Below are 22,757 nucleotides of genomic sequence, written 5' to 3' on the forward strand. Positions count from 1 at the left end.
GGCTTACTTCAGCGCGGGCTCGGCGTATTGCTTATAGAACTCCAGCTTCAGCTTGGCCAGCGCCAGGCTGTCTTCCGTCGCCTTGACGACCACTTCCGGACTGCCGGCGGCCTTCTGGTCGGCCGACTGCTTCTCGAGCTCCGCGATTTGGTTCGGAAGCCCGATCTTGTCGTCGAGCGCGTCCTTGATGCGCTGCGTCGCGAGCTTGAGGTTGTCGGCGGACATCTTGGACAAGTACTCCGCCTTGTCGGCTTTGCCCGTCAGCCACACCTGGCTGATCGCGACCGCGTCTCCGGCGTAGTTGTACAACGGGTTGTCGAGCGGGTTCTTGAGCGTGTTTTTGTCCGTCGCCAGGAACGGCACCATCGGCTCCGGAGCGGCGACGTCGGCCGTGACCGGCGCCCAGACCGCCATCTCGGCCATCTTCGCTTGGACGTCCTTGCTCGTGATGAACCGGAACAGATCGACGACGACCTTCATTTTGTCCGGATCCTTCTCCAGGTCCTTGTTCAGCCCCCAACCGTAGTCGACTTGATCGCCCGGCGCCGGCATCGCTTCCTCGGCGAACGGGGACGTCTCCTTCGTGACGAGCGGGAACGGCATGACGCCGACTTCGAAGTCTTTCACGTTGTCGTTGTAATAACCGAGCATCCAGTTGCCGTCGAGGATGAAGGCGGCTTTGTTGTAGACGAACATCTGCTGCGATTCTTGCTCGGTCGCGCCGGCCCATCCCTCCTGCCAATACTGGGAGAAGTCCTTCATGATGTCGATGACCGAGTTGATGGCCGGATCCTGAGGTCCGATCTTGCCCGTCAGCAGCGCCGCGAGAGCCTTCTCCTCGTACAGCTGCTTGCCGGCGTACTTGGCGTCGAAGAATTGGTCGAGGTAGTTCTCGCCCAGCTGCGAGCCGACCCAGGAGAACGTCCAGTTCAAGAACCGGTTATTGTCGACCGCGACCGGGATGAAGCCGGCTTCTTTCACCTTTTTCAGCGCTTCGATGAACTCCGCCCACGTGGTCGGGAGCGCCGCGACGCCCGCTTTGTCGAGCATGCTCTTGTTGTAGTAGAACGGGAAAATCGGGGATTGGCCGATGCCGCCGTCCACGGGCACGAACGTGATGGCCCCGTACTTATTGCGGGACTTCATCCCGCTGAACGAGCTTTCTCCCTTGATGAACGTATCTACCCACGGCTTGCCCGTATTGTAAGGCGATTCCTCGTGCATGGCCGAGTCGAGCCGGAGCAGGTAGTCCTGGTCCGCGTATTTGTTGATCCAAGGCGCGAACATCTGGGCCGCGTCCGGCGCCTTGTGGGCGACGTATTGCGTGTCCAGCAAAGTGTCGTAGCCGTTGTTCGGCTGGAAAATGTTCTTGATCTTCACGTTCGGGTGCAGCTTCATGTATTCTTGGAACGCGTAATCGTAAGCCATGCCGTACTTGCTCTTCGGATCCTGCCAGCTCATGACGGCGATCTCGAATTCCTTGTCCGACGGAATCGAACCGCTCGCCGCGGGGCTGGCGCCGGCGCTCGGCGAAGCGGCGCTGCCCGACGGTTCCGCGTTGTTGTTATTGTTGCTGCCGGAGCATGCGGCAAGCGTAAGCACTAACGTCGAAGCCGCTGCCAGCAGCAGCGTTTTTTTGGCGTACCCCTTGCGAACGTTCACTGTTGTTCCTCCCTTTGTTAACCTCTGTTCATCGCGTCTATCGCCAATCGCAGCGGACATTCCGGAGCTGTCTCGCTTGTATTCATCATAGAGACCGCTGCAGCGCTTTCACAAGGGTAAATATAATGCGTGGAGTGGACAAAACTTGTTTGACCGGTTTTTCCCGTACGTACTATAATGGCACCACAACGGTTCGAGGAGTGGTACCGGCTATGATCAGCGTAATGGTAGTGGACGATCGGCCGGCCGTGTGCGAAGGGCTCCGGAAGATGATTCCGTGGGAGCGCATCGGCGCCGCGATCGTCGGCCAAGCGGGGGACGGGCGGGAAGCCTGGGCGATGGCCGTGGAGAAGCAGCCGGACGTCGTCATCACGGACGTGCGCATGCCCCATATGGACGGATTGGAGCTGTCCCGGCGGATCAACGAGCTCCTTCCGGACACCCGGATCGTCATTCTGAGCGCCTACGACGAATTCTCTTACGCGCAGAACGCGTTGCGCTACGGCGTCACGGATTATATTCTCAAACCGATCGACCGCGACAAAATCGAGCGAATCTCCGAGATTCTGTCCCGTACGGCCGAACTGATCGAGGAACGCCGGCGCCATTATTCGCTGCTGTACGACTCCCGCCTCGAGCACAAAGCCGCCCTGCTGCTCAAGACGACCGACGCCGGCGGCTTGGCGGACTTCTTCCGCGAAGACTTCCCCGCGCTCGAAGACATCCATTCTCATTCCGCGAAGGAGCTGTGCGTCAAGCTGACCGCTCTGTTCTTCGACACGCTTCAGCTGATGGGCGTCCAGCCGGAGCAGCTCGGCGCGGACAAGGAAGAGGCGTGGCGCGAATTGCTCGCTTGCAAGACGAAGACGTCGATGAAGGCGCTCACGGAGTCTCTCTACTCGTCTGCGGCGCGCATGCTCCAAAGCCGCAAGAGCTCGACCAGCGAGGCGATCGTCGAGCATCTGAAGCATTATCTGGACAACCACTTCGACGACCCCAACCTGTCCGTCTATACGATGGCCTCGGAGAACGGCTTGTCGGCCAACTATACGAGCGTGATTTTCCGTCAGGTAACCGGCACGAACATCAGCACGTACTTGACGTCGCTGCGCATGGCCAAGGCGAAAGAGCTGCTGGCCCAGCCCCAGTTCATGATCAACGACATCGCGAGATTGACCGGCTACGCCGATCCCCATTACTTCGCCAAGGCGTTCAAGAAGTCCGAGAACATTACCCCCACCCATTACCGCAATCTCCTGCTCGGCGCCGGGAGGGAAGGATGAGCCGCCGCAAGCCGCGGTTCGTCAGCCTGAACGTCAAGATCGCGGTCATGTTCATCGTCCTGCTCGCGGGTACGCTGCTGGCGGCCAGCATGACGCTGTACGTTCAATTCGGCACGATCTACCGGAATCAGATTCTCGACGACCAGCGGCAGGTGATGGTGCAGAACCGCAACCACCTGAACAACCTGATCAACAGCATCGACCAGGCGACGATGCTGCTCTATGCCGACCGCACCGTCATGAGCATTCTCGCGCGGGAGCCGTCGGACTACGAGAACAACAAGATGAAGGACCAGATCAACGAGCAATTGATCAAGTACATCTACATTCCGCTGAACAACACGCTGACGAATTACGAAATCTCGTTCTTCGCCGATCCGAGCATGCCGTTCTCCGCGACGCTCCGGTCGGCCGATCTGACGATTCGCGGCATCTTCAACGACGCCGACGTCAAGGACAGCGAGTGGTATCGGCGCACGGTCGAGGCCGACGGCGCGATGCACTGGTTCCGCGACGACGACGACCGCAACCGGATGCACGTATCCAGGCTGATCATCTACAACCCTTCCTATAACTATCAAGTCATCGAGGCGGAGGAGCGCCAGACGCTCGGCATCGTCGTGCTGAACTTCGATACGGAGCAGATCAAGCGGCAGATCGAATCGACGAAGCTGACCAAGCACACCCGGCTGCTGCTGCTCGACCGGGACGGCTCGGTGTTGTTCGGCAACGACGACGGCTCGGCGGACGGAATGCTGCAGCGGATGAAGACCGCGGGCGCCCTCGACGAGAAGTCCCAGGCGGACGGCGAGATTAAGTACAACGATAAAGCCTATATGTACGAGCGCCATACCGCGGCCAACGGGTGGCAGCTGATCGCCTTGCTGCCCCGCTCGGATATCGCGGACAGCCTAGTCGTCGTCACCAAGATGATCGTCACGACCTCCGTGCTCGCCATCGTGCTCGCCGTGGCCGTGTCGCTGTACTTGTCCAACCGGATCGCCCGGCCGATCCGCCGGCTCGCGGGCACGATGGGAGGCATTCATAACCCGCAGAAGATGCAGGTATCCGTCGATCCTCCGGCCAACGACGAGGTGGGCGTGCTCTACCTGAACTTCAACCGGCTCATGAAGCGGATGCAGGAGCTGATGGAGGACGTCTACCTGAGCGGAATCAAAGAAAAGGAAGCGGAGCTGAAGGCGCTGCAAGCGCAAATCAATCCCCACTTCCTCTACAACACGCTCGATTCGGTCAACTGGATCGCGCTCGGCGTCGGCGCCGACCGGATCTCGAGCATCGTCTCGTCTCTAGCGAATATTTTGCGTTACAGCATCAAGGATCCGAACGTCGGAGTCACCGTCGCAGAGGAGCTCGAACAGGTCAAGCATTACGTCAACGTGCAATCGCTCTGCTACGATCTCGCCTTCGAGCCGGAATACGACGTCGATCCCGCCATCCTCCGCGTGCCGATGCCGAAGCTTACGCTCCAACCTCTCGTGGAGAACGCCTACCAGTACGGCATCGAGAAGGCGAAGAACGCCGCTCGGCTGCGCATCCGAGGCGCCGCGAGCGGACAGTCCGTCGCGCTGGAGATCGACAACTCCGGCGACGGCACCGCGGACGCCGCGCTCATCAACGCGCATCTCGAAGGCCGCGCCAGCTTGCCTCAGACGAAAGGCGGGTACGGCATCCGCAACGTGGACGGCCGCATCCGCTTGCTCTACGGCCCCCGCTTCGGCTTGCGTTACGACAATAACGGCTGGGGCGGCATGACGGCGATCGTGACGCTGCCGTTGCCTCCCCAGCCGTCGGACGACGGCGACGGCGAGACTACGCCTTCGCCTGCGGAATGAGCCTCACCGTTCGGATCTCGTGCGGCGCGAGCGCGATAGCGAACGATTCGCCCTCCCGCGCCGCGGCTCCGAGCGGCCGCTCGAGAAGATCGGTTTCTTCGCAGGCGGCGACGCCGTCGAGGTAACCGAGGCGCACGGTCGCTTGTCCGCCTCCGTATTCGTGCAGGCGGACGATCAGGCCGCGGCCGTCCTCCGCCGGCTTGACGGCGTCGACCTGAACGGTCGGCGGCGCCTCGACGGCGATCGGCGAGGGCGGGCCTAACCGTCGGCCTTGCACGGCCAGCATCGGATCGTTAAGCCGCCACGCTTCCGGCGCCGTCTCTCCCTCGACCCAATCGCCGCCATGCGGGAGCAGCGCATACGTGAAGCGATGCTGCCCGCGGTCCGCCTCGGGATCGGGATAGATGCCGGACTTGATCAGCGACAGCCGCATCGTCCGATCCTTGACGTCGTACCCGTACTTGCAATCGTTCAGCAGGCTGATGCCGTAGCCCCGCTCCGACAAGTCAGCCCATTGATGGCCGGCGGATTCGAACCGGGCGTAGTCCCAGCTCGTGTTCCAATGGGTCGGCCGTTTCGTCGGGCCGAACGGCATGTCGTAGGTCGCCTCGGGCGCGCGGACGTTCACGTGGAAGGCTGCCTTCAGCAACTGCTGCGACTCCTGCCAGTCGATCTCCGTCGCGAAGTCGATCCTGCGTCCTCGCGCGTACGCGATCAACCTCTGCGCGATGACGGAATCCCCGTACGTCCATTCGAACCGGACGACCGCGCGCACCGGCCCCGACTCCTCCAGGCGAACACCCTTCAGGTCGCGAATCTCCGAACGCTTCTCCCCATAGAAAATGTCGATGTCCCACGCGTCGAATTGAAGCGGCTTGTCCTCGAACGCTTGCAGAACGTTGCCTCTCTCGCCGGGAAGGAGCGCTTCCCGGCGGAACGTCTTGTCGTACAGCCGAGTCAGCTGGCCGTGCTCGTTCCACCGGATGTCGTAGAACGGCGTGTCCAACGACCCTTCAGCGTAGCGGAACGGGTCCTCTCGGCGTTCATCGGTCCGCGATGCATCGACGACGGCTTCGAATTCCGCCGTTCCGAACGCCGGAACCTCCGGCGGAACGACGAGCCATCCGTCCGCGGTCCGCTGCGAAGCCAACGTCTCGCCGCCGGCATCGCGGAACGCGAGGCGCCCGCCGTCCGGTCCGTTCCCCGGCAAGAGGACCGGTTCCCGGTTCGGCCAAGCCGCCGCGTTGAACAGGATGTAAGGCGTGCCGCCTCCGGACGCAGCCGCCGCGCCGTCGTTCGCGGAGCCGACGAGTCCGCCGAGCAACAGCTTTTCCGCGTGATCCAGATAGCCTCGGGCTTCGGCATACTCGGCCATCGCGTCGACCGCGACTTCCGCCGTGCAGGAGCCGGGCAGAATGTCGTGGAACTGGTTGCGCAGCAAGATCGTCCAAGACGACCCGATCCGCTCGGCCGCTTCCTCGGTCGCCGCCGCCTTGCCGGAGCACGACAGCCAGGACAGCAGCCACTCCGCGCGGCGCAGCCTCAGCTCCAGCCGCCTGTTCTCCCTCTTCAGGGCCGCTTGGCTCGTATAGGTTCCCCGGTGGTATTCCAAGTACAGCTCTCCGATCCACTCGTGAACGTACCTGTCGGATTCCCGCACGCGCCGCTCAAGCCCGCGGAAGTAGTCGTCCGCCCGTCCGGTCTCGACCCGGGGCAGACCCGGCATGCGCGCGAGTCTCCGGCGAAGCTCCAGCATATCCCGGTTGACTCCCCCGCCGCCGTCTCCGTAACCGTAGGCCAGGATCAGCTCTTGATTGACGTCCTTGTCGCGATAGTTCCGCCAGGCTCCGTCGACCGTGCGCGGCGTCAGATGCCCGTTGTACGTGTAGTAGTCGCCGCTCTCCTCCTCCTTCATCGGCGTCGTCATGAAGTGCGCGACGATGTCCGTGCCGTCCGGCGCGCGCCATAGGAACGTATCGTGCGGAATCCGGTTGTACTGGTTCCAGCTGATCTTGGTCGTCATCATGACGCGGATGCCGGACTTGCTCAGAATTTGCGGCAGCTGCGCGCAATAGCCGAACACGTCCGGCAGCCACAGATACTCGCATTCCGTCCCGAACTCATCGCGGAAGAAGCGGGTGCCCGCCGCGATCTGCCGCACGAGCGATTCGCCGGACGGCAGATTGCAGTCGGCCTCGAGCCACATTGCCCCGCCCGCTTCCCAGCGCCCTTCGCGGACCCGTTCGCGGATCTGGGCATACACGTCCGGATAATCTTCCCGCACGTAAGCGTAGAGCTGGGGCATCGACTGGAGGAACACGTAATCCGGATACTTCTCCATGAGCCGCAGCACCGTCGAGAACGACCGCGCCGCCTTCTCCCGGGTATGCCGCAGACGCCATAGCCAGGCAACGTCGATATGCGTATGACCGATGGCTCGCACGACGACGGACGAATTCTCGCCTTCGGCGATCGCCTCCACGCCGGTCCGCAGCCGTTCCGCCGCCTCCCGGACGGAGGCGTAGAACGCCTCGCTGCCCGGACGCGACCAATCTAACAGACGGAACGCGCGGTCGAGCGCCGTCAACAGCTCCCTCCTCCGAGGATCCCGCTCCTCCAGCACGCGCACGGCGTCCAGCGCGGCGGTCGCCGTGTAGTACAGATCGTCCGCGGCCGGGTCCAGCCAGCAGAGGGAGAACAGCCGCAGCTCCCGCTCCTGCTCCTCCGGCCGACCCCCGAACTCCAAGCCCGACCATAGCCGGAATTGCAGCAGGTGCCTGCGGCCAGGAGGGCCGGCGGGGAGGAAGATTTCCTCGTGGTTCGCGTCCACGCCTTGATATGGCTTGCCGTCGACGTACAGCAGCGATTCGAAGCCTTCCTCGGTGAGCGGCGTCAGCCGGCCGAAGTTGAACCGGACGAGCGCCTCGCGCCCTTCCGGCCATTCCTCGGGAACGGCGATCTCGCGGCACAACCACAGATAGCGATCGCGCGCCTTCCAGCGGAAGCCTTCGCCGACGGCCGGCCACGAAGCCCAGCCCTCCGGCGGCCGAGCGCCGTTCTCTCCGGCGGCGTCCTCCATCGCGCGCAGCGGAAGAAGCGACCGCTCCTCCCGGTAACGCAACGGCCCCAGCTCTTTGATTCTTGCCGCCAGCTTCTCGATTTCCCAGAACATAGGACCGCTCCTTTCTTCAGCATAATAACTGTCGATTCGTTGTTATTCGCGCTACGCTTGCCAGGTCATGACGGTCGTCTCGCCCGGCGCGAGCGCGATCGTCCCGCATCCCCACAGGGGCAGCGGACCGAGAGGCTGCGTTCCGGCGCGGGAGCTCGTCTCGGCCAGCACGGTCGTTCGCGCGGCGTACGCGGTCGGGTTGCGAAGCTGGAGCGTCAACGCGCCGCTTTCCGCATCGTGCGCTAGCACCTCCGCTTCGAGCGCGTCGAAGACGCGGTACACTCCGGTATCCGGCTGCACGTACAACCCCGGCACTTCGGCGATCGTCAGCATGAGCGACGTCTCGCACCAGCACGTGCCGCGGAACACCTCGCCGATCTTGTCTCGACCTTCCCAGTCGCTTAGGTTGACCCGTTCGCACATCCAGCCCTCCGGCAACTCCGGCTTGCCGGGATCCCAGGAGCGGACCGGCCGGTCCGCGCGGGACAAGTACTGCGGCAAGCCGCGCGCGATGTCCTCCAGCAGCTCCAGGAACGATTCGTCTCCCGTCGCCCGGTACAGCTTCAGCAGCGCGTCGCCGGACAGCGTGCAGATGCCGGGCGCGCTATGCTTGTTCTGGACGTTGGCGATGACCGAGCCTTTCGAGCGGATGCCGAGACGTCCGAATTCCGAGCCCGGCGGCCAGCGATAGTCGTACGAGACGACCCACGACATGCATTGCTTCGCCAAGCGGGCCGCGCGCTCCGCCCAGCCCGAGCCGCCCGTCGCCTCGTACAGCGCGACGAACGACTCCAGCAAGCCGAACGCGGACTCGCTGTCCGGGCACTGCAGAATCTCGCCCGGACCGCCGGTCGTCACGCAGCGGCGCGCGTCCCCTTCGTCGTAACGGACGGCCGCCTCCTCCGCGATTCGCAAGTACGCGGGCTCACGGAACCGGACGGCCGCCAGCGCCAAGCCGGCCGAAGCGATGGCCGGACCGGTCGATCCGCCGACGAGCAGCTCCCCCGTATCGACGTCCGCGAACTGGCCGAATTGGCCGTACGTCCGCCACAGCCGGACGAAGGCGTCGGCAGCGGCCCGTGCTCCCGCCAGCCAATGCGCCGGCGCCTCCCTGCCGTCCTGCCGCTCCGCCAGCTCGATCTGCTTCATCGCGAAGTAGAGGGCGTCCGCGCTCTTGCGCACTAGATGCCACCGCGGCGAATCGACCCGGTGGAACCCGTCTCCGTAAGAGACGCCTTCATGCTCGACGCCGTGGAACAGGCCGGACGGCGCTTGCCGGGAGAATAAGTAATCGAGCGTGCTCCGCGCGCGCTCGCGCGAAAGCGCGGAGCCGAGCATCGACAACGGCAGCGTCGACATGCCGCCGCCTACCCATCCGGGCTGCCAATCCTGGTACCGGTTGTCCCGGACGCCGACGGCGTAATAGCCTCTTCCCGGCTCCCAGTTGTCCCGATTGAACTTTCGCTCCAGAATGTCGCAGGCCGCCGACATCGGCAGATCGCCCGCGCGGCCGGCCTCTTCCGGACTGCCGACGACGGCCTTGCGGATATCCGCCAGCCGATTGAACAGTCCTTGCGGCTCGGCGCAAGGGAACGCGTAGACGCGGAACCGCAGCTCGGCCTCGTCGCCCGGCCCCCAATCCGGCGCCCTGTCTCCCTTCCGTCCGTCTTCGCGCATGGAAGGCAGCGACAGCATGATCCGGCCCTGGGACCGCGATTCGTCCTCCTCTACCGTCAATCCGATCGGGCCGGCTTCGGTCTGCTGGCCGGTCAGCAGCCACAGCCCCTGGCCGAGCTCCGGCAAGTAAGCGCCGATGCCGGGCGTCGCCGCGTCCTCCGACGTCTGCTCCAGCCGCGAAGGACCGGCTCCGTCGTTCAGCCGGGGCACGTCCGTGATCGTTACCGGAATATCCGGCGAGAGATCCTCCGGCAGCTCGAAGATCGGCGGGTAGCCCGCCTCGCGCGAGCGGTACCGGTTGCCGTTGTAGACGGCCCCCGGGATCAGCACGTACGCGTCTCTCGTCCAGCCCGACAGCTCGAATCCGGCGGCCACGGCCACCTGCCCGGCAGAGCCGGCTTCCGCGCGCACCGCGACGCGCACGTCCGTCGCCTCCTCCCCCGGCACGGGGAGGACCTCGACCCGCGTTCGCCATGTCGCTCCCGCGAACGCGATCGGCTCCTCTGATGCGTCGGCGGAGCCCCATGCCGACAGCGGCAACGACGCGGTCGGCCGGCTACCCTCGTAGCTTCGCAGCTCTAGTCTGAACGCGGCGTTCAGCTTCGTTCGCAGGCTCTCGGCCCAGCGTTCTCCCGTCGTCAACCGAATCCGCTCCTCTCTCAACGCTCTTCCGCTCCGCCGAACCTGCCCGCGTGACGTTCGAGCCCGGCGCGCAGCATGCCGTAATAGGCGGCGTCCGCCGGCTCCCATGGCGAGAAGTAGTCTCGTCTCATCGCGAGGACGTTGCCGATCTGCACGGAGCAATCCGCCTCCAGCGCCAGGTCGAAGTAACGCTCGTGCCGCTCGGCGTAACAATGGAAGTCGAACGCCACCGGCGTTCCCGGCGACGTGCATTGAAGCATCCGCGCCCGCTCCAGATGCTCGCGGGGATCGGAGCTGAAGATGTCGTACGTCCGGTTAATGTCGGTGAATTCGGCTAAGTACGGGTGGCCCGCGCAGCCGATATGGCACGAATCGGGCTTGATCCGTTTCATCTCGCCGTAGAACAGCTTGTAGACGCGGTAGAAGTAGTTCTCCTCTCCGCGCCACGCCGGATCGTGTATCGGCATGTCGGCATGCACCTTGTCCGCGAGAAAATCGGTCTTGACGCCGTCGACGTCATAGCAACCGGGCGCGGAAGACAGCATCTTCTCCAGCAGCGGCAGCAAGTATTCCGATTGAGTCGCCGGGTGCGAATAGTCGCGCATCCGGCGGCCGTGGCGGTTCTTCTTGCCGCCGGCGATCAGATGGCGCGTCTCGGCGAACGCTTCGTCGTATAGCTCGGCCCAATTCCACCAGACGATGACCTTGAACCCCTTGGCATGCAAGCGATCGACCAATCCTCTGAAGTCGGGGAATCGCTCGGGATGCGGTACCCACTCCCCGGACACCTTGGCCCATCCCGCGTCGATCAATATCGTGCGGAACGGCAGCCGTTCCCGCTCGATCGTCTCCACCGCGTCCAGCACGAGCCGCTCGTTCAATGCAGCCGCGCCTTCGTCGAGCGAACCGGCCACGCTCTGCTCCTCGAGGCTGGTCGGCATGTAGACGGAGGAACGGTAGCCTTGGTCGTGCCACGTGCAGTACAGGTTGTCCCTATGCCAAGCGATCCGAGGCTTGTCCGCGGGATCCGGAATCCACCGCCCGCGCACGAGCGCGTCGGCGTACTCCTTCACTGCGGAGTATACGTCGCCGCCGCCCGCGTCGGCCGAGAACAAGCAGAATACCGGCGATTCGAACGTCTGCCCGGCCGCGACCTGCAAGCCCCATTGCTCCCCGCCGTAGTCGAGACGCCAGTCTCGAAGCAGGAAATCCTCCGCCGACAGGGACATGCCGAACGTCTCGGACAAGCTCAGCGCCCCGAAGACGAGCGCGATCCGGTCCTTGCGGAGCACGAACATCGAAGGATGCGGCGCGAATTGCCAATCGTTCGAGTACGTGGTCGTATCGATCGTCATGCCGAAGTTGAGCTCCGGCCACGTATGCGGCGTATGATGGCGGTTGCGGAAATTGATCAGGTCGTACATGTTGATCTTCGTACCGGCCGGGAACAGTTCGATTGCGCCCAAGGACGATTCCGACGACGGCGCGAAGGCGCAGCGCACCGTCAGCCCTTCGATTCGCGCCTCCCAGATGACGTCCAGCCGCTCCAGTCCGTCTCCCGCGTAGGACAGCACGAGACCGTTGCCGTTCTCTGTCCGCCCGATGCCGGTCAGCCGGACGTCCGGACGCCTGCCCTCGAACGAGGGCACGAACACGCCCTTGTCCGGCACGACGAGCAGCCGCTCGCCGCTCGCCGCGTCGCGCAGCGTCAAGATTCCCGTATTCGAATTCGCCTCGAGCAGGAGACGTCCCGCCTCCAACGTATAAGCGTTGCTCATGTTCGATCTCTCCTCCGTTAGGCTCATATCACTTCAAGGCCGTTGCGGCCAGGTAACGCCGGGAACCGCGCGTGCGGCTCCGCCTGGTACCAGAACGCGGTAGACGCGATATCGTCCTGCAGCGGCAAGTACCTGCCTTCCGAACGCCAGCCGAGCGCCTGAATGGTCACCCGCAGATCGCTTTCGAACCGGATCGGGTCCTGCACGTGCCAGCGGTACATCCCGAACCGGGTTTGGCTGCGGTAGAATCCGTCGGGCTGCAGTACCTGATGGAAGCCGAGGTACGGCGTCGAGTACGTGGCGTAGCGGCCCTGCGGCTGTTCGAAGCACCAGGCTCCGCCGACGTAATCCTCCGTTCCCGTGCCGCAGATCGTCGGGAACTCGCCGTCGCCGTCCATGTAGAACTTAATCTCGCCTTCTCCCCACCAGCCGGCGTTATTGGACTGCCATGCCAAGTAGATGCCAACGTAGTGCCCGCGTCCCGCGACCCCGTCGAGAATCGTGTGCACGTCCTGGTAAGCGAGCGGGTTGCTCCGACGGAATTGCGCGTGGAAGTAAGCTTCGTCTTCCCCGACGTCCGTAAGCGTATAATCGATCTGATAGAACAGCACCTCGTCTTCGTTCGCCAAGCTCTCCACCGTGATGCGCGCCGATCTTTGGAACGGCATCAGCCAGTAGCTATTGAAGCCCCCCGCCGGATTGACGGATACCGGAATCGAGTTGACGTCCGCCCGTTCGCACCAGCCGTTGCAGAAGAAGTCGCCGAGCGGCGCCTCCACGGAGGGCGTCTCCTCGCCGTCCCAATACATGCGAAGCACGAGCTTGCGCCACAGACCGGGATGACAAGTCAACCAAATATGCTGGATCGCCCCCGGCCCCTCGATCTCGGCAAGCGTGATCGTACCGCCTTTGGGGACGATGACGGAAGGGGATACTTTCCAACCGATGCCCAGCTCCCTGGCCGGTCCCTCGCCCGTTCCCGTCGTCGCCATGCCGCCCTTGCCCTTGGCTCCGTCCTTGTTCTCCGCGCTGATGGAGCGAGTGCGCGCCGACGATAACCGCGATAAATTGCCCAAATGCACATGTAGTCCGTCAAATGCCGCCATGGCGGTTCCCCCTTGTGTTGGCTCGTATCGTGCCAGGCATTCGTTTCACACCCTACAGTATGGAAGCGCGGCAATCTCTCCTCAAGAGGAAATAACACCGCCCGCGTGTACTTATCTCCGAAGCGGCGCAATCCCGGATCAACGCCGTCTTCGAGGATCGTCCGCGGAACGTGAAATCTCGGCGCCGCGACCGGCCTCTCCGGCCGAACGCAATAAAACCGCCAGGATATCCCTGACGGTCGTAAGCCTTACTCTATGCTTCTCCTAGTTCCCGGCGTCTTCCCAATACGCCGGATCTCCCCACTCGTATAGCCTATTGCCGTCCTTGTCGAATGCCCTCAGCGTAATCGGAGCCTGAAGATGACCGTCCGCCTTGTAATACCAGATCTTGCGGCCGCCCTGCTCCGCAATGCGAGCCGGTTGCCCGCCCTCGCTGACGACGATCACTTGCGTCACCAGCGGATTAAGGACGGTGCCGAACAGCAAGTAGATGTCGTCCGGTCTCTGCGTGCCAGTCCAACTGATATCCTTATCCGTATACATCGGTTGCTTATTAATATATTCGCGCAACTTGAATCCCGTCGCGCTCTTGTCGAGCGTGACGACCGACAACTCTTCCTTAAGCGTCTCGTAAAATACGAGCGTATGCTCGGCATCCACGTGGACGTGCAACAGTTGCTTGTAATCGCGATCGGAATCCCGCACCGCCGACTCGATCTGCTCATAGACCGGTCGAGCCGCTTCCAGCCGGCCATGCAACAACCCGGCAACCGACACGGCCAGTGCGACCAGTACCGCGCCGAACAAGACCTTGCGCCTTCTCTCCATCGCTTGCGCCTCCGATCAAGTAGATGGTTTTCGCGCTACAGTCAACACGACCCGTATGAACGCGTACGCGATCAATGCCCCCGAGCTATTCAGCAGGAGATCGTCCACGTCGAAGCTGCCTAACCGGAAGCCAAATTGCATGATCTCGATGCCGAGGTTGAACGCGAGCAGCGCGACTACGAACGCCCAGGTCTTGCGCAGCTTGGCGATTACGAGCGGCAGAAGCACGCCGAACGGTACGAGCATGACCAGATTGCCGAACAGGTTCATCCACCAGGTGCGGTAGTTATAGCTTTCCTTATGTTCAATATACGAACGAATGGAATCGAACGGAATCAAGTTGTAGCTTCTCATCCGCGTGTACTGATACCGATCCATCACCAGGTATTGAAATAATACGAGCAGGTAGAGGAGGAAAAGAACCCAGACGCACGCCTTCAAAACTCTCGCCGTCATGCCTATCCCCCAGTCCAATGTATGGAAAAATTTCTCATATGGTTGTCATCATAGCACGCACCCGGCACCCATCGTCAACCTTAATTTCGGCATGAAAAAAGCCGCTCATTACGCGGCTCCCTCGCTTAAACTTCCATCTCCTTGACGAACACGGCCGTTCCGGCAACGTAAACGTCCATCCCCTGCCCCTCGCGCTTGTACGCTTCGACGCGAACGCGGCCGTCCCGGCCGATCTCCTGGCCTTGCTCCACGACGAAGGCCGCGGACGCGAGATCCGGCTGCATGTAGGTCAGATAATACGCGCCCATGACGCCGGATGCCGTGCCCGTCACCGGATCTTCTACCGTCCCCGAGTACGGCGACGAGAAGTGTCTGGCGTGCATAAGCGCCTCCGCGTTCAACGTCTCCATGCCGAACGGATGCACCGACGCCTTGGGATTCTCGACCAGAATATCGGGAAAATCCCGATTGGCCGGCTTCATTCGAGCGAACGCTTCCAGACTTCTCACCGGAACGAGCAATGTCCATGTCCCCGTGCTTCCGTAGACGATCGGATACCGGTCGTCCCGTTCCTCCGGTCGCAAGCCCATCGCGCGCATGAGCCGATCGGCATCGCCGGAGAACGGAACGAACCGAGGAACATCCTGCTTCATTCGGACGAACTCCCCGCGCTCCCCTTCGAACGAGATCGGCAGAATGCCGACGTTCGTCTCTATCGTCAGCGACCTGCTCGTATCGATCATGCCGCGATCCCTCAGACAAGATAGCGAAGCGATCGTCGCGTGGCCGCATAGGTTGATCTCGTGTCCCGGCGTGTAATAAGTCAGCTTCGCTTCCGCAACTCCGGAGCGACGAACGAACACCGTCTCGTTGAAGCCGACCCGCCGCGCGATCGCTTGCATCTCTTCATGGCCAAGCTCGTCGGCGTCAAGCACGATACCTGCCGGATTCCCTAGATTCGGCACGTCCGCGAACGCGTCGTAGTGAATGACTTTCATCGGCCTGCAGCCCCCGTTCCGTCCCCCATGTTTCTCTGCCTGCGCCGTCCTATCCCCGCATCTTCGCGATCAGATCCATCTTCAACTGCCAAGCCTCGGCGCTCAGACTGACGCGGTACGGCTCCGGATTCAGCTTGCGCAGCTGCTCCGGCCAGAACAATGCCAGTTGCTCCCGATGATAGTGCTGGATCGCCTCCAGCCCGGGCAGCTCGTAGACGAGCGTCCCGTTCTCGAACACCGGCCGCAGCAGCGGTACGGCGTCATAACGCTCGATCGTCTTGTTGATGTACGGGTGAACCGGATCGAACAGCTTCAGCGGTTCGGCCGTATCCAACTGCTCGTGCTGCAACGCGACGTAATCGCCCGCCGCCTTCCCCGTCTCGCGGCTCACGATGCGGTATACCGTCTTGAAGCCGGGCGTCGTCACCTTCTCCGGGTTGCCCGAGATCTTGATGACCGGCACGTAGGCGCCGTCCTTCTCGCGGGCGACCAGCTTGTAGACGCCGCCGAGCGACGGCTGGTCGCCGGCCGTGATCAGCTGCGTGCCGACGCCCCACGTATCGATCTTGGCCCCTTGCGCCTTCAGGTTGAAAATAATGTTCTCGTCCAAGTCGTTCGACGCGACGATCCCCACGTACGGCAAGCCGGCGTCGTCGAGCATCCTGCGCGCTTCCCGCGACAAGTAGGTCAAATCTCCGCTGTCGAGACGAATGCCCTGCATCCGCTTGCCCTTGCTCTCGAGCAGCTTCGCGACCCGGATCGCCGCCGGCACGCCGCTCTTCAGCGTGTCGTACGTGTCGACGAGCAGCGTCACCTGATCCGGCAGCGCCTCGGCGTACTTGCGGAACGCCTCCTCCTCGGTGTCGTGCCCTTGCACCCAAGCGTGGGCGTGCGTTCCTTTGGTCGGGATCCCGAACAGCATGCCCGCACGCAAGTTCGACGTCGCGTGGAAGCCCGAGATGTACGCGGCCCGCGCGCCCCATACGGCGGCATCCGCTTCTTGCGCACGGCGCGTGCCGAACTCCAGCAAGCCGTCCTCGCCCGCGACCTGCTTGATCCGCGAAGCCTTCGTCGCGATCAGCGTCTGGTAGTTGACGAAATTCAGCATCGCCGTCTCGACGAGCTGCGCTTCGAACACTCTCGCTTCCACGCGGATGAGCGCTACGTTAGGGAAGACGATCGTCCCTTCCGGCACCGCGTCCAGCCGTCCGGTGAACCGGAACGCGCGCAGCTCATCGAGGAAGGCTTCTTCGTAATTCTCTTCTTGCGTCCGCAAGTAGGCGATCTCCTCCTCGGAGAACCGCAAGCCGCGAATATAATTCGCGACCCGCTCCAACCCCGCGAACACCGCGTACCCGTTGCCGAACGGCAGCTTGCGGAAGAACACCTCGAACACCGCTTTGTCGTCCTTCGAGCCTTGGACCCAATGCGCGTACATCATGTTGATCTGATATTTGTCCGTATGCAGCGTCAGATTGTCGTAGCTCATGCCTACCGCTCCTTCCACCACGCATCGTAGATCGTTACCGGCCCGCGGCGCTTGTGCTCCGTCGCGATGAACCGCTTCTCGATGAGCGCGGCCTTATCGGCCGGCACATCCTTCCCTTCCAAGTAATCGTCCAATTGTTCGTAGGTTAATCCGAGCGCCACCTCGTCCGGCAAGCCCGGCTTGTTATCCTCTAGATCGGCGGTCGGCTTCTTCAAGTATAGGTGCGCGGGACAGCCTAATGCCTGTAGCAGCGCTTTGCCTTGCCGCTTGTTCAGCCCGTAGATCGGCGTCAGGTCGCACGCGCCGTCCCCGTGCTTCGTGAAGAACCCCGTGATCGCCTCGGCCGCGTGGTCGGTACCGATGACGAGCATACCGTAATGCGCGCCGAGATCGTACTGCGCCTTCATCCGCTCCCGCGCCTTGACGTTCCCTTTGTGGAAGTCGCCCAGCCGCTCGCCGGTCGCCGCCTCGAACGAAGCGACCGCCGCGTCCACCGCCGGCTTGATGTTCACCGTAATGACGCGCGAAGGCTCGATGAACGCGATCGCGTCCTGACAATCGGCTTCGTCCGCTTGCACGCCGTACGGCAGCCGGACGCCGACGAACGCGACTTGCCGATCGTCCGCATGCTCCGCGTTCCATTCGTTCACGGCGAGCTGCGCCAGCTTGCCCGTCAGCGTCGAGTCTTGCCCTCCCGACAGGCCGAGCACGTACCCGCGCGCGCCGGTGAACGCCAAGTATTCCTTCAGAAAGTCGACGCGGCGCCGAATTTCCTCCTGTACATCGATTACGGGCTTCACGCGCAATTCCTCGATAATACGGTTTTGCAGTACGGTTGTCATAACGTTTCTCTCCTCTATCTGTTTTTTATCGTCCGCCGGTTATCACTTGCGCGCCTAGCGTGTTGCGATAATGTTCCAACGCCCACTCGTGTCCTTGTGGATTGAAGCTAGCCACGGCGTCGGCATGGACCGTAATCCGATAACCTTTGTTGTACGCGTCTACCGCCGTATGCAACACGCAGATGTCGGTGCATACGCCGACCAGATGCAGCTCTTCGATGCCTCTCGTCCGAAGCCGCAGCTCCAGATCCGTTCCGCAGAACGCGCTGTACCTCGTTTTGTCCATCCAATGGATGGCATCCTTATGAGCCTCGTACGCTTCTTCCAGCTTGCCGTACAGCTTGCGGCCGTCCGTATCCCTGATATTGTGCGGCGGGAACAGCTTATGCTCGGGGTGCAGCGTATCCGTCTCGTCGTGCAAGTCGACGGCCATGACCACGAAGTCCCCGGCTTCGGCGAACCCGGCGGCCAATTCCGCGATCCGGTCCTCGATATCGATCGCCGGCTGTCCGCATGGCAGCTTGCCGACGACGAAGTCTACGGTGTAATCGATGACGATCAATGCGCGTTTTGCCATTAGAATCAACCTCCCAATTGTTGCCTAGCCGTAGATGGAAAGCCGGGGCACGTAATCCGTGAACCGGTATAGCTGCGCCGCCCGCTGGGAGTAGCGATTGGACACGATCGGCTCGCCCAGCCGGTCCGTCGCCTCTTCGATAATGCCTTTGCGGCTTTGCGTCGACGTGATCTTGCGGATGAAGTTCTTCTCCTCGAACGATGGCACGACCGCTTGAATGACCTGGTACAATTCGCCGATCGTGAACGTCTCGGGCAGAAATTCCTTCGCGATCGTCGTCGTCAGCATCTTCTCGCGAATCCTCTCGAGCGCGTCGGACAGCATGACGTTATGATCGAACGCCAAGTTCATGCGCAGCGCTTCTTCGACCGGGAACAGCCGCACGTCCGCCGCATCGTCCGCCGCCTTGCGATTCGCCAGGTAGCGCTCGTTCACGAGAGCCAGGAACGCATGGGAGATAATCCACCCGCGGGGATCCCGTCCCGGTTCGCTGTACACGTTGTAGTATTCGATGTGAACGTCGGCGACGGCCGTCTCTTCCTCGAGCTCCCGCTTCGCGCTCTCGAGAATCGTCTCCGAATCCTTCGAGAATCCGCCAGGCAATGCCCACTGCCCTTCGTAGGGCCAGCCTTTGCGCTGAATGAGCAGCACCTCGAGCCGCCTCTCCGGGAGCGACTTCTTCGGAGTGTTACGGGAGGCGGACGTGATCGTGAAGATTACGATGTCCGCCGGCGCGCCGTCCGGCGTTCGGTACCGCTTAGGAGAGTAGCCCGCCGCTTCGTCCGTTGATGCGATCACAAGGAGCACCTGCCTTCCGTTTTTATATTGTCATTATGACATAATCAATGGAGATGTCAAGGTCGATTCCTCCCGACATGCGCCTCATTCATATAACTAATTAATTATGCGTGAATTCACGCTCCGCGCTCGCGTTCGCAAGCTCTGGATTATTGTCCCTTTCGCCCGGTGCCCGTCCAAGCATAGAGTGTACGAACATCTAATTCCGCGAGGTGATTCCCCATGAGATATAGCGTCATCATACCGACGTACAACCGCTCCGTTCAAGCGCTGTTAACGTTGACCGCGTTCGAGATGCAGTCGTTCCCGATGGACGCCTTCGAAGTCGTCGTCGTGAATGACGGCTCCACGGACGATACGTTGGAGCAACTGCTCCAATGCCGCAAGCCTTACCGCCTCGTCATCGTCTCGCTGCACGGTACCCAGGGAAGATCCGCGGCGCGCAATGCCGGAGTCGCCGCGGCGCAAGGGGACAACCTGATTTTCTGCGATCCGGACTATCTCGTGACCCCCCGCTTCCTCAAAGTGCACGCCGACTACTTGGCACGGTTCCCGAATACGGTTATCAGCGGCGTCCCGCATATGTGGAAGAACATCTACGCGCAGTACTTCCCCGACTTCTCGGAAGAAGAACGCGGGGCCGTGTCGGACGTCATGCGGCATAACGGATTATGGAGCGAAGCGATTCAAGAACAAGGCCGCATCGTCGAGATCGTCACGCAGGACGACGTGCGCCGGCAGTCGGATACGATCGCCCGCATGATCAGACCTCAAGAAGCTTCCGCCGAGGTGCTTCATCAATACACGACGACCGACGTCGCGCCGTGGCTGCTCTGCGTGACCCGTTCGATGTCGATGACCAGGGAGATGTTCGCGCGCGCCGGCGGCTTCCACGAACCGTTCAAGATGTACGGCTTCGAAGACTGGGAGCTCGGCTACCGCCTTCATCGCATGGGCTGCCCGTACGTCTGCATCGACGAGGAGATCGGCTATCACCAGCAGCATCCTTCGGCGTTCCGGAACACCGACGTGAACGGGGATAACCTGCGGATGGGCTTCCGCATGCACGGAGTAGACGATCCGGAGCTGTCCATGTTCGCGGTCTGCTCTCCTGCCGAGGACATCTTCGTATATAAAAACTCGCTGCGGCTGCTTCACGCCCTCAGAGGCAGCACGAGCGCCGCAGGCCGCGCTCTCGCGGCGAGGCTGACGGCCGACATCGCCCGCGTGGCGCGGCTGTTCGTCGACTCTCCGCAGTCGCCCGCTTACTTGGAAGCGAAGAACGCGCTCAAGCAAGAGCTGACGCGGTTAACGACCGGGGCGGCACCTCCTCCTCAAGAGGCACCGACGGCGGCGAAGCCGAAGCGTCGTCGCAGGCGGCGCCGGTTAAGGCGCGGCCTGAAGAGAAGGAGCAGGCGAGGGTTGAAGACGGCCGCGGGCAGACGGCGTCGCGGACGAATCGCCCGGCGTCAATCCGGTCTCGGCGCGCGCTTCCGCTGATGAACGTTAAACCCGGGCATTGGCTGCCCGGGTTTATTGTGCTATAGTACGCATGTAACTAAAGAAGAAAAGTCCGAGCGAAGCCGATAGGGCCGTCTCGGGAGAGGTTCGCGAACTCCCTCTATAAAAAACTAAGGAAAACGCACGCGTCTCTCGTCGCCGGAGCCGAAGCTTGCCATTCGACCTTCGATCGGCCTGGGAGCAGGTCGCGTTTTTTCTGCCTTCGGGCGCTCTTTAGTGGATAGAGCAGCAGTTCCGCCGCCTCCTTCTTCCATTCGGAAAGGGGTTATTCGCCATGCGCACCAAAGATCAAATGCAAGACGTCACGCAGCTCGGAAGCCAAGGCACGAAGTACGATACCGCGTACAATCCGGGGGTTCTGGAGGCGTTCGACAATCTCCATCCCGGCCGCGATTACTTCGTCAAGTTCAACTGTCCGGAGTTCACCAGCCTATGCCCGATGACGGGACAGCCGGATTTCGCCACGCTGTACATCTCCTATATCCCCGACAAGCGAATGGTCGAGAGCAAGTCGCTCAAGCTGTACTTGTTCAGCTTCCGCAACCACGGCGACTTCCACGAGGACTGCATGAACATCATCATGAACGACCTGATCTCGCTTATGGAGCCGCGTTATATCGAGGTGTGGGGCAAGTTCACGCCGCGCGGCGGCATCTCCATCGACCCTTATTGCAATTGGGGCAAGCCCGGAACCAAGTACGAGCGGATGGCGGAGCACCGACTCCTGAACCATGATCTGTATCCCGAGAAAGTCGACAATCGATAAGGGGGACGACCGGAACATGAATAGGAAAATTCTCTGCATCGCGCTGTACCTGCTGTCCATCGTCGCGGCCAACGTGTTGACCGCTTCCTACATGCCGATCCAGCTCGGCTCGCTCTTGATTCCGGCCGGCTCGTTCCTGATCGGAGCCACGTTCGTCTTCCGCGATCTCGTGCAGAACGCGGTCGGCCGCCGTCTTACGTACGCGACGATCGCCGTAGCGATGATTGTCTCGGCGGCGTCCTCGTCGATGCTCGGAGACACGCTGTGGATCGTCGCGGCTTCGGCAATCGCCTTCCTCTTCTCGGAAACGACGGACACCGAGATTTACACGCGGCTCAGGCTGCCGATGACCTACAAAGTGCTCTATAGCGGCATCTTCGGGGGCGCCGTCGACAGCGTTATTTTCGTCATCGTCGGCTTGTCTCCGCTCGGCGCGGGCTTCTTGCCTTGGGACCTGGTCGGCTACGCGATCGCCGGGCAGATCGTCGCGAAGATCGCGATGCAGGCGCTCGCCGCGATCGTTCTGCGCGCCCTGCCGAATCGAATGATAGATTCCCGCGCGGCTGCGTAAACAAATATTTTAAACGAACGGTTCTACTCCGCCCAAACACCGAATATACTTCTACGATGCTATCTATCCAAGGAGTGATATTCTATCAGAAACCGTAAAAAGCAGTTATTCGCGCTCATCATCGCCTGTGCATTCGCGCTCGGCTTCGGCTCGCTCGGCGGCTCGGCGGCGCCGGTCGAGCACAACTTCGACGTCTACTTAAAGCTCGACGGGATCGAAGGCGATTCCACCGTCAGAGGGTACGAGAAATGGATCGCCCTCTCCAGCGTGCAATTCGGCATCGCGAACGATGTCGTGAGCAGGACCACCACCGCCGGCGGAGGCATCGCGGCCGGCAGAATCACACCTTCTCCCATCGTCATCACGAAAAGCGCCGACGCGGCGACCGTGCCGCTGTTCATTGCGGCCGCATCCGGAAAGCACATCCCCAAAGGCACGATCGCCTTCGTCAGACCGGGCCAGCCTCCGGCGACGGTGCTCTCCTACGAACTCGCCAACGTTCTCATCTCTTCGTACAGCGCCGGCAACGGCTACGAGACGATCGAGCTTTACTACGATTCGATCGTCATCGGCTACGCGTCGCAGAAGCCGGACGGAAGCTTGAATACGCCGGTCAAAGGCGGATGGAACTTCGCGCTGAACAAGAAGCTGTAAGGAAAAGCAAAGCGCATGGCCCGAACCCTTCGCGGGATCCCGGCCATGCGCTTGTTTATTTACGCCGTAACTTCGTTATGATCG

Annotated in this window: 18 protein-coding genes and 1 riboswitch; of the genes, 6 read left to right on the plus strand and 12 right to left on the minus strand. The window is 62.0% G+C overall.

The annotated features are described in order from the left end of the window. Positions 1-3 precede the first annotated feature (3 nt). The gene (locus ACFQZG_RS20210) at positions 4-1,662 is read right to left on the minus strand and encodes an ABC transporter substrate-binding protein (RefSeq protein ID WP_378155784.1); all 1,659 of its coding nucleotides are present in this window, start codon (positions 1,660-1,662) and stop codon (positions 4-6) included. Positions 1,663-1,874: 212 nt separating this feature from the next. Here ACFQZG_RS20210 and ACFQZG_RS20215 point away from each other — a divergent pair, with 212 nt between their 5' ends. After that, positions 1,875-2,945 (plus strand): response regulator transcription factor, encoded by a 1,071-nt coding sequence (locus tag ACFQZG_RS20215; protein ID WP_378155786.1) that lies wholly within the window; start codon positions 1,875-1,877, stop codon positions 2,943-2,945. Next, positions 2,942-4,798, plus strand: coding sequence for a sensor histidine kinase (locus ACFQZG_RS20220; protein ID WP_378155788.1), 1,857 nt, complete (start codon positions 2,942-2,944; stop codon positions 4,796-4,798). Before ACFQZG_RS20215 ends, ACFQZG_RS20220 begins: the two co-directional genes overlap by 4 nt. On the opposite strand, the gene ACFQZG_RS20225 is transcribed toward ACFQZG_RS20220, so the two are convergent. From ACFQZG_RS20225 to ACFQZG_RS20275, 11 genes are all read right to left on the minus strand, one after another. After that, positions 4,776-7,970 carry an alpha-mannosidase gene (locus ACFQZG_RS20225; RefSeq protein WP_378155790.1) on the minus strand — a complete coding sequence of 1,065 codons (3,195 nt, stop codon included), beginning with the start codon at positions 7,968-7,970 and terminating at the stop codon, positions 4,776-4,778. The genes ACFQZG_RS20220 and ACFQZG_RS20225 overlap by 23 nt on opposite strands. A 51-nt stretch (positions 7,971-8,021) precedes the next feature. Then, positions 8,022-10,310: a YyaL domain-containing protein gene (locus ACFQZG_RS20230; protein WP_378155792.1), complete on the minus strand. Its 2,289-nt coding sequence runs from the start codon at positions 10,308-10,310 to the stop codon at positions 8,022-8,024. After that, on the minus strand, positions 10,307-12,067 hold the full coding sequence (locus ACFQZG_RS20235) for a TIM-barrel domain-containing protein (RefSeq protein WP_378155794.1): 1,761 nt from the start codon (positions 12,065-12,067) through the stop codon (positions 10,307-10,309). Before ACFQZG_RS20235 ends, ACFQZG_RS20230 begins: the two co-directional genes overlap by 4 nt. 23 nt (positions 12,068-12,090) lie before the next feature. Continuing rightward, positions 12,091-13,173 (minus strand): glycoside hydrolase family 172 protein, encoded by a 1,083-nt coding sequence (locus ACFQZG_RS20240; protein ID WP_378155796.1) that lies wholly within the window; start codon positions 13,171-13,173, stop codon positions 12,091-12,093. Between the two features lie 264 nt (positions 13,174-13,437). Then, the gene (locus ACFQZG_RS20245; RefSeq protein ID WP_378155798.1) at positions 13,438-14,001 is read right to left on the minus strand and encodes a hypothetical protein; all 564 of its coding nucleotides are present in this window, start codon (positions 13,999-14,001) and stop codon (positions 13,438-13,440) included. A gap of 15 nt (positions 14,002-14,016) precedes the next feature. Continuing rightward, positions 14,017-14,457 carry a VanZ family protein gene (locus ACFQZG_RS20250; protein ID WP_378155799.1) on the minus strand — a complete coding sequence of 147 codons (441 nt, stop codon included), beginning with the start codon at positions 14,455-14,457 and terminating at the stop codon, positions 14,017-14,019. 125 nt (positions 14,458-14,582) lie between these two features. Further along, positions 14,583-15,455: a PhzF family phenazine biosynthesis protein gene (locus tag ACFQZG_RS20255; protein ID WP_378155801.1), complete on the minus strand. Its 873-nt coding sequence runs from the start codon at positions 15,453-15,455 to the stop codon at positions 14,583-14,585. Positions 15,456-15,504: 49 nt separating this feature from the next. Then, on the minus strand, positions 15,505-16,944 hold the full coding sequence (locus tag ACFQZG_RS20260; RefSeq protein WP_378155803.1) for a nicotinate phosphoribosyltransferase: 1,440 nt from the start codon (positions 16,942-16,944) through the stop codon (positions 15,505-15,507). Between the two features lie 2 nt (positions 16,945-16,946). Continuing rightward, complete coding sequence (gene nadE / locus ACFQZG_RS20265; protein ID WP_378155805.1) at positions 16,947-17,786, minus strand: ammonia-dependent NAD(+) synthetase; 840 nt, start codon at positions 17,784-17,786, stop codon at positions 16,947-16,949. Between the two features lie 25 nt (positions 17,787-17,811). Then, entirely contained in the window at positions 17,812-18,363 is a 552-nt protein-coding gene (locus ACFQZG_RS20270; protein WP_378155807.1) for a cysteine hydrolase family protein, read from the minus strand. A 24-nt stretch (positions 18,364-18,387) separates the two neighbouring features. Next, a complete protein-coding gene (locus ACFQZG_RS20275; protein ID WP_378155895.1) occupies positions 18,388-19,158 on the minus strand; it encodes an NUDIX domain-containing protein in 771 nt (256 codons plus the stop codon). Between the two features lie 225 nt (positions 19,159-19,383). On the opposite strand from ACFQZG_RS20275, the gene ACFQZG_RS20280 reads away from it, so the two are divergent. The 4 genes from ACFQZG_RS20280 (at position 19,384) to ACFQZG_RS20295 (ending at position 22,673) form a co-directional block, all read left to right on the plus strand. Next, positions 19,384-20,661: a glycosyltransferase family 2 protein gene (locus ACFQZG_RS20280; RefSeq protein WP_378155809.1), complete on the plus strand. Its 1,278-nt coding sequence runs from the start codon at positions 19,384-19,386 to the stop codon at positions 20,659-20,661. A 97-nt stretch (positions 20,662-20,758) separates the two neighbouring features. Beyond that, a riboswitch (PreQ1 riboswitch) is annotated at positions 20,759-20,802 on the plus strand. Between the two features lie 154 nt (positions 20,803-20,956). Further along, a complete protein-coding gene (gene queF / locus ACFQZG_RS20285) occupies positions 20,957-21,448 on the plus strand; it encodes a preQ(1) synthase (protein WP_378155811.1) in 492 nt (163 codons plus the stop codon). A 16-nt stretch (positions 21,449-21,464) separates the two neighbouring features. Continuing rightward, positions 21,465-22,019, plus strand: coding sequence for a VUT family protein (locus ACFQZG_RS20290; protein ID WP_378155812.1), 555 nt, complete (start codon positions 21,465-21,467; stop codon positions 22,017-22,019). A gap of 120 nt (positions 22,020-22,139) precedes the next feature. Next, positions 22,140-22,673 (plus strand): Hcp family type VI secretion system effector, encoded by a 534-nt coding sequence (locus ACFQZG_RS20295; RefSeq protein WP_378155897.1) that lies wholly within the window; start codon positions 22,140-22,142, stop codon positions 22,671-22,673. Positions 22,674-22,757 lie beyond the last annotated feature (84 nt).

This window comes from Cohnella sp. GCM10027633, assembly GCF_042675445.1.
GTDB lineage: Bacteria > Bacillota > Bacilli > Paenibacillales > Paenibacillaceae > Cohnella.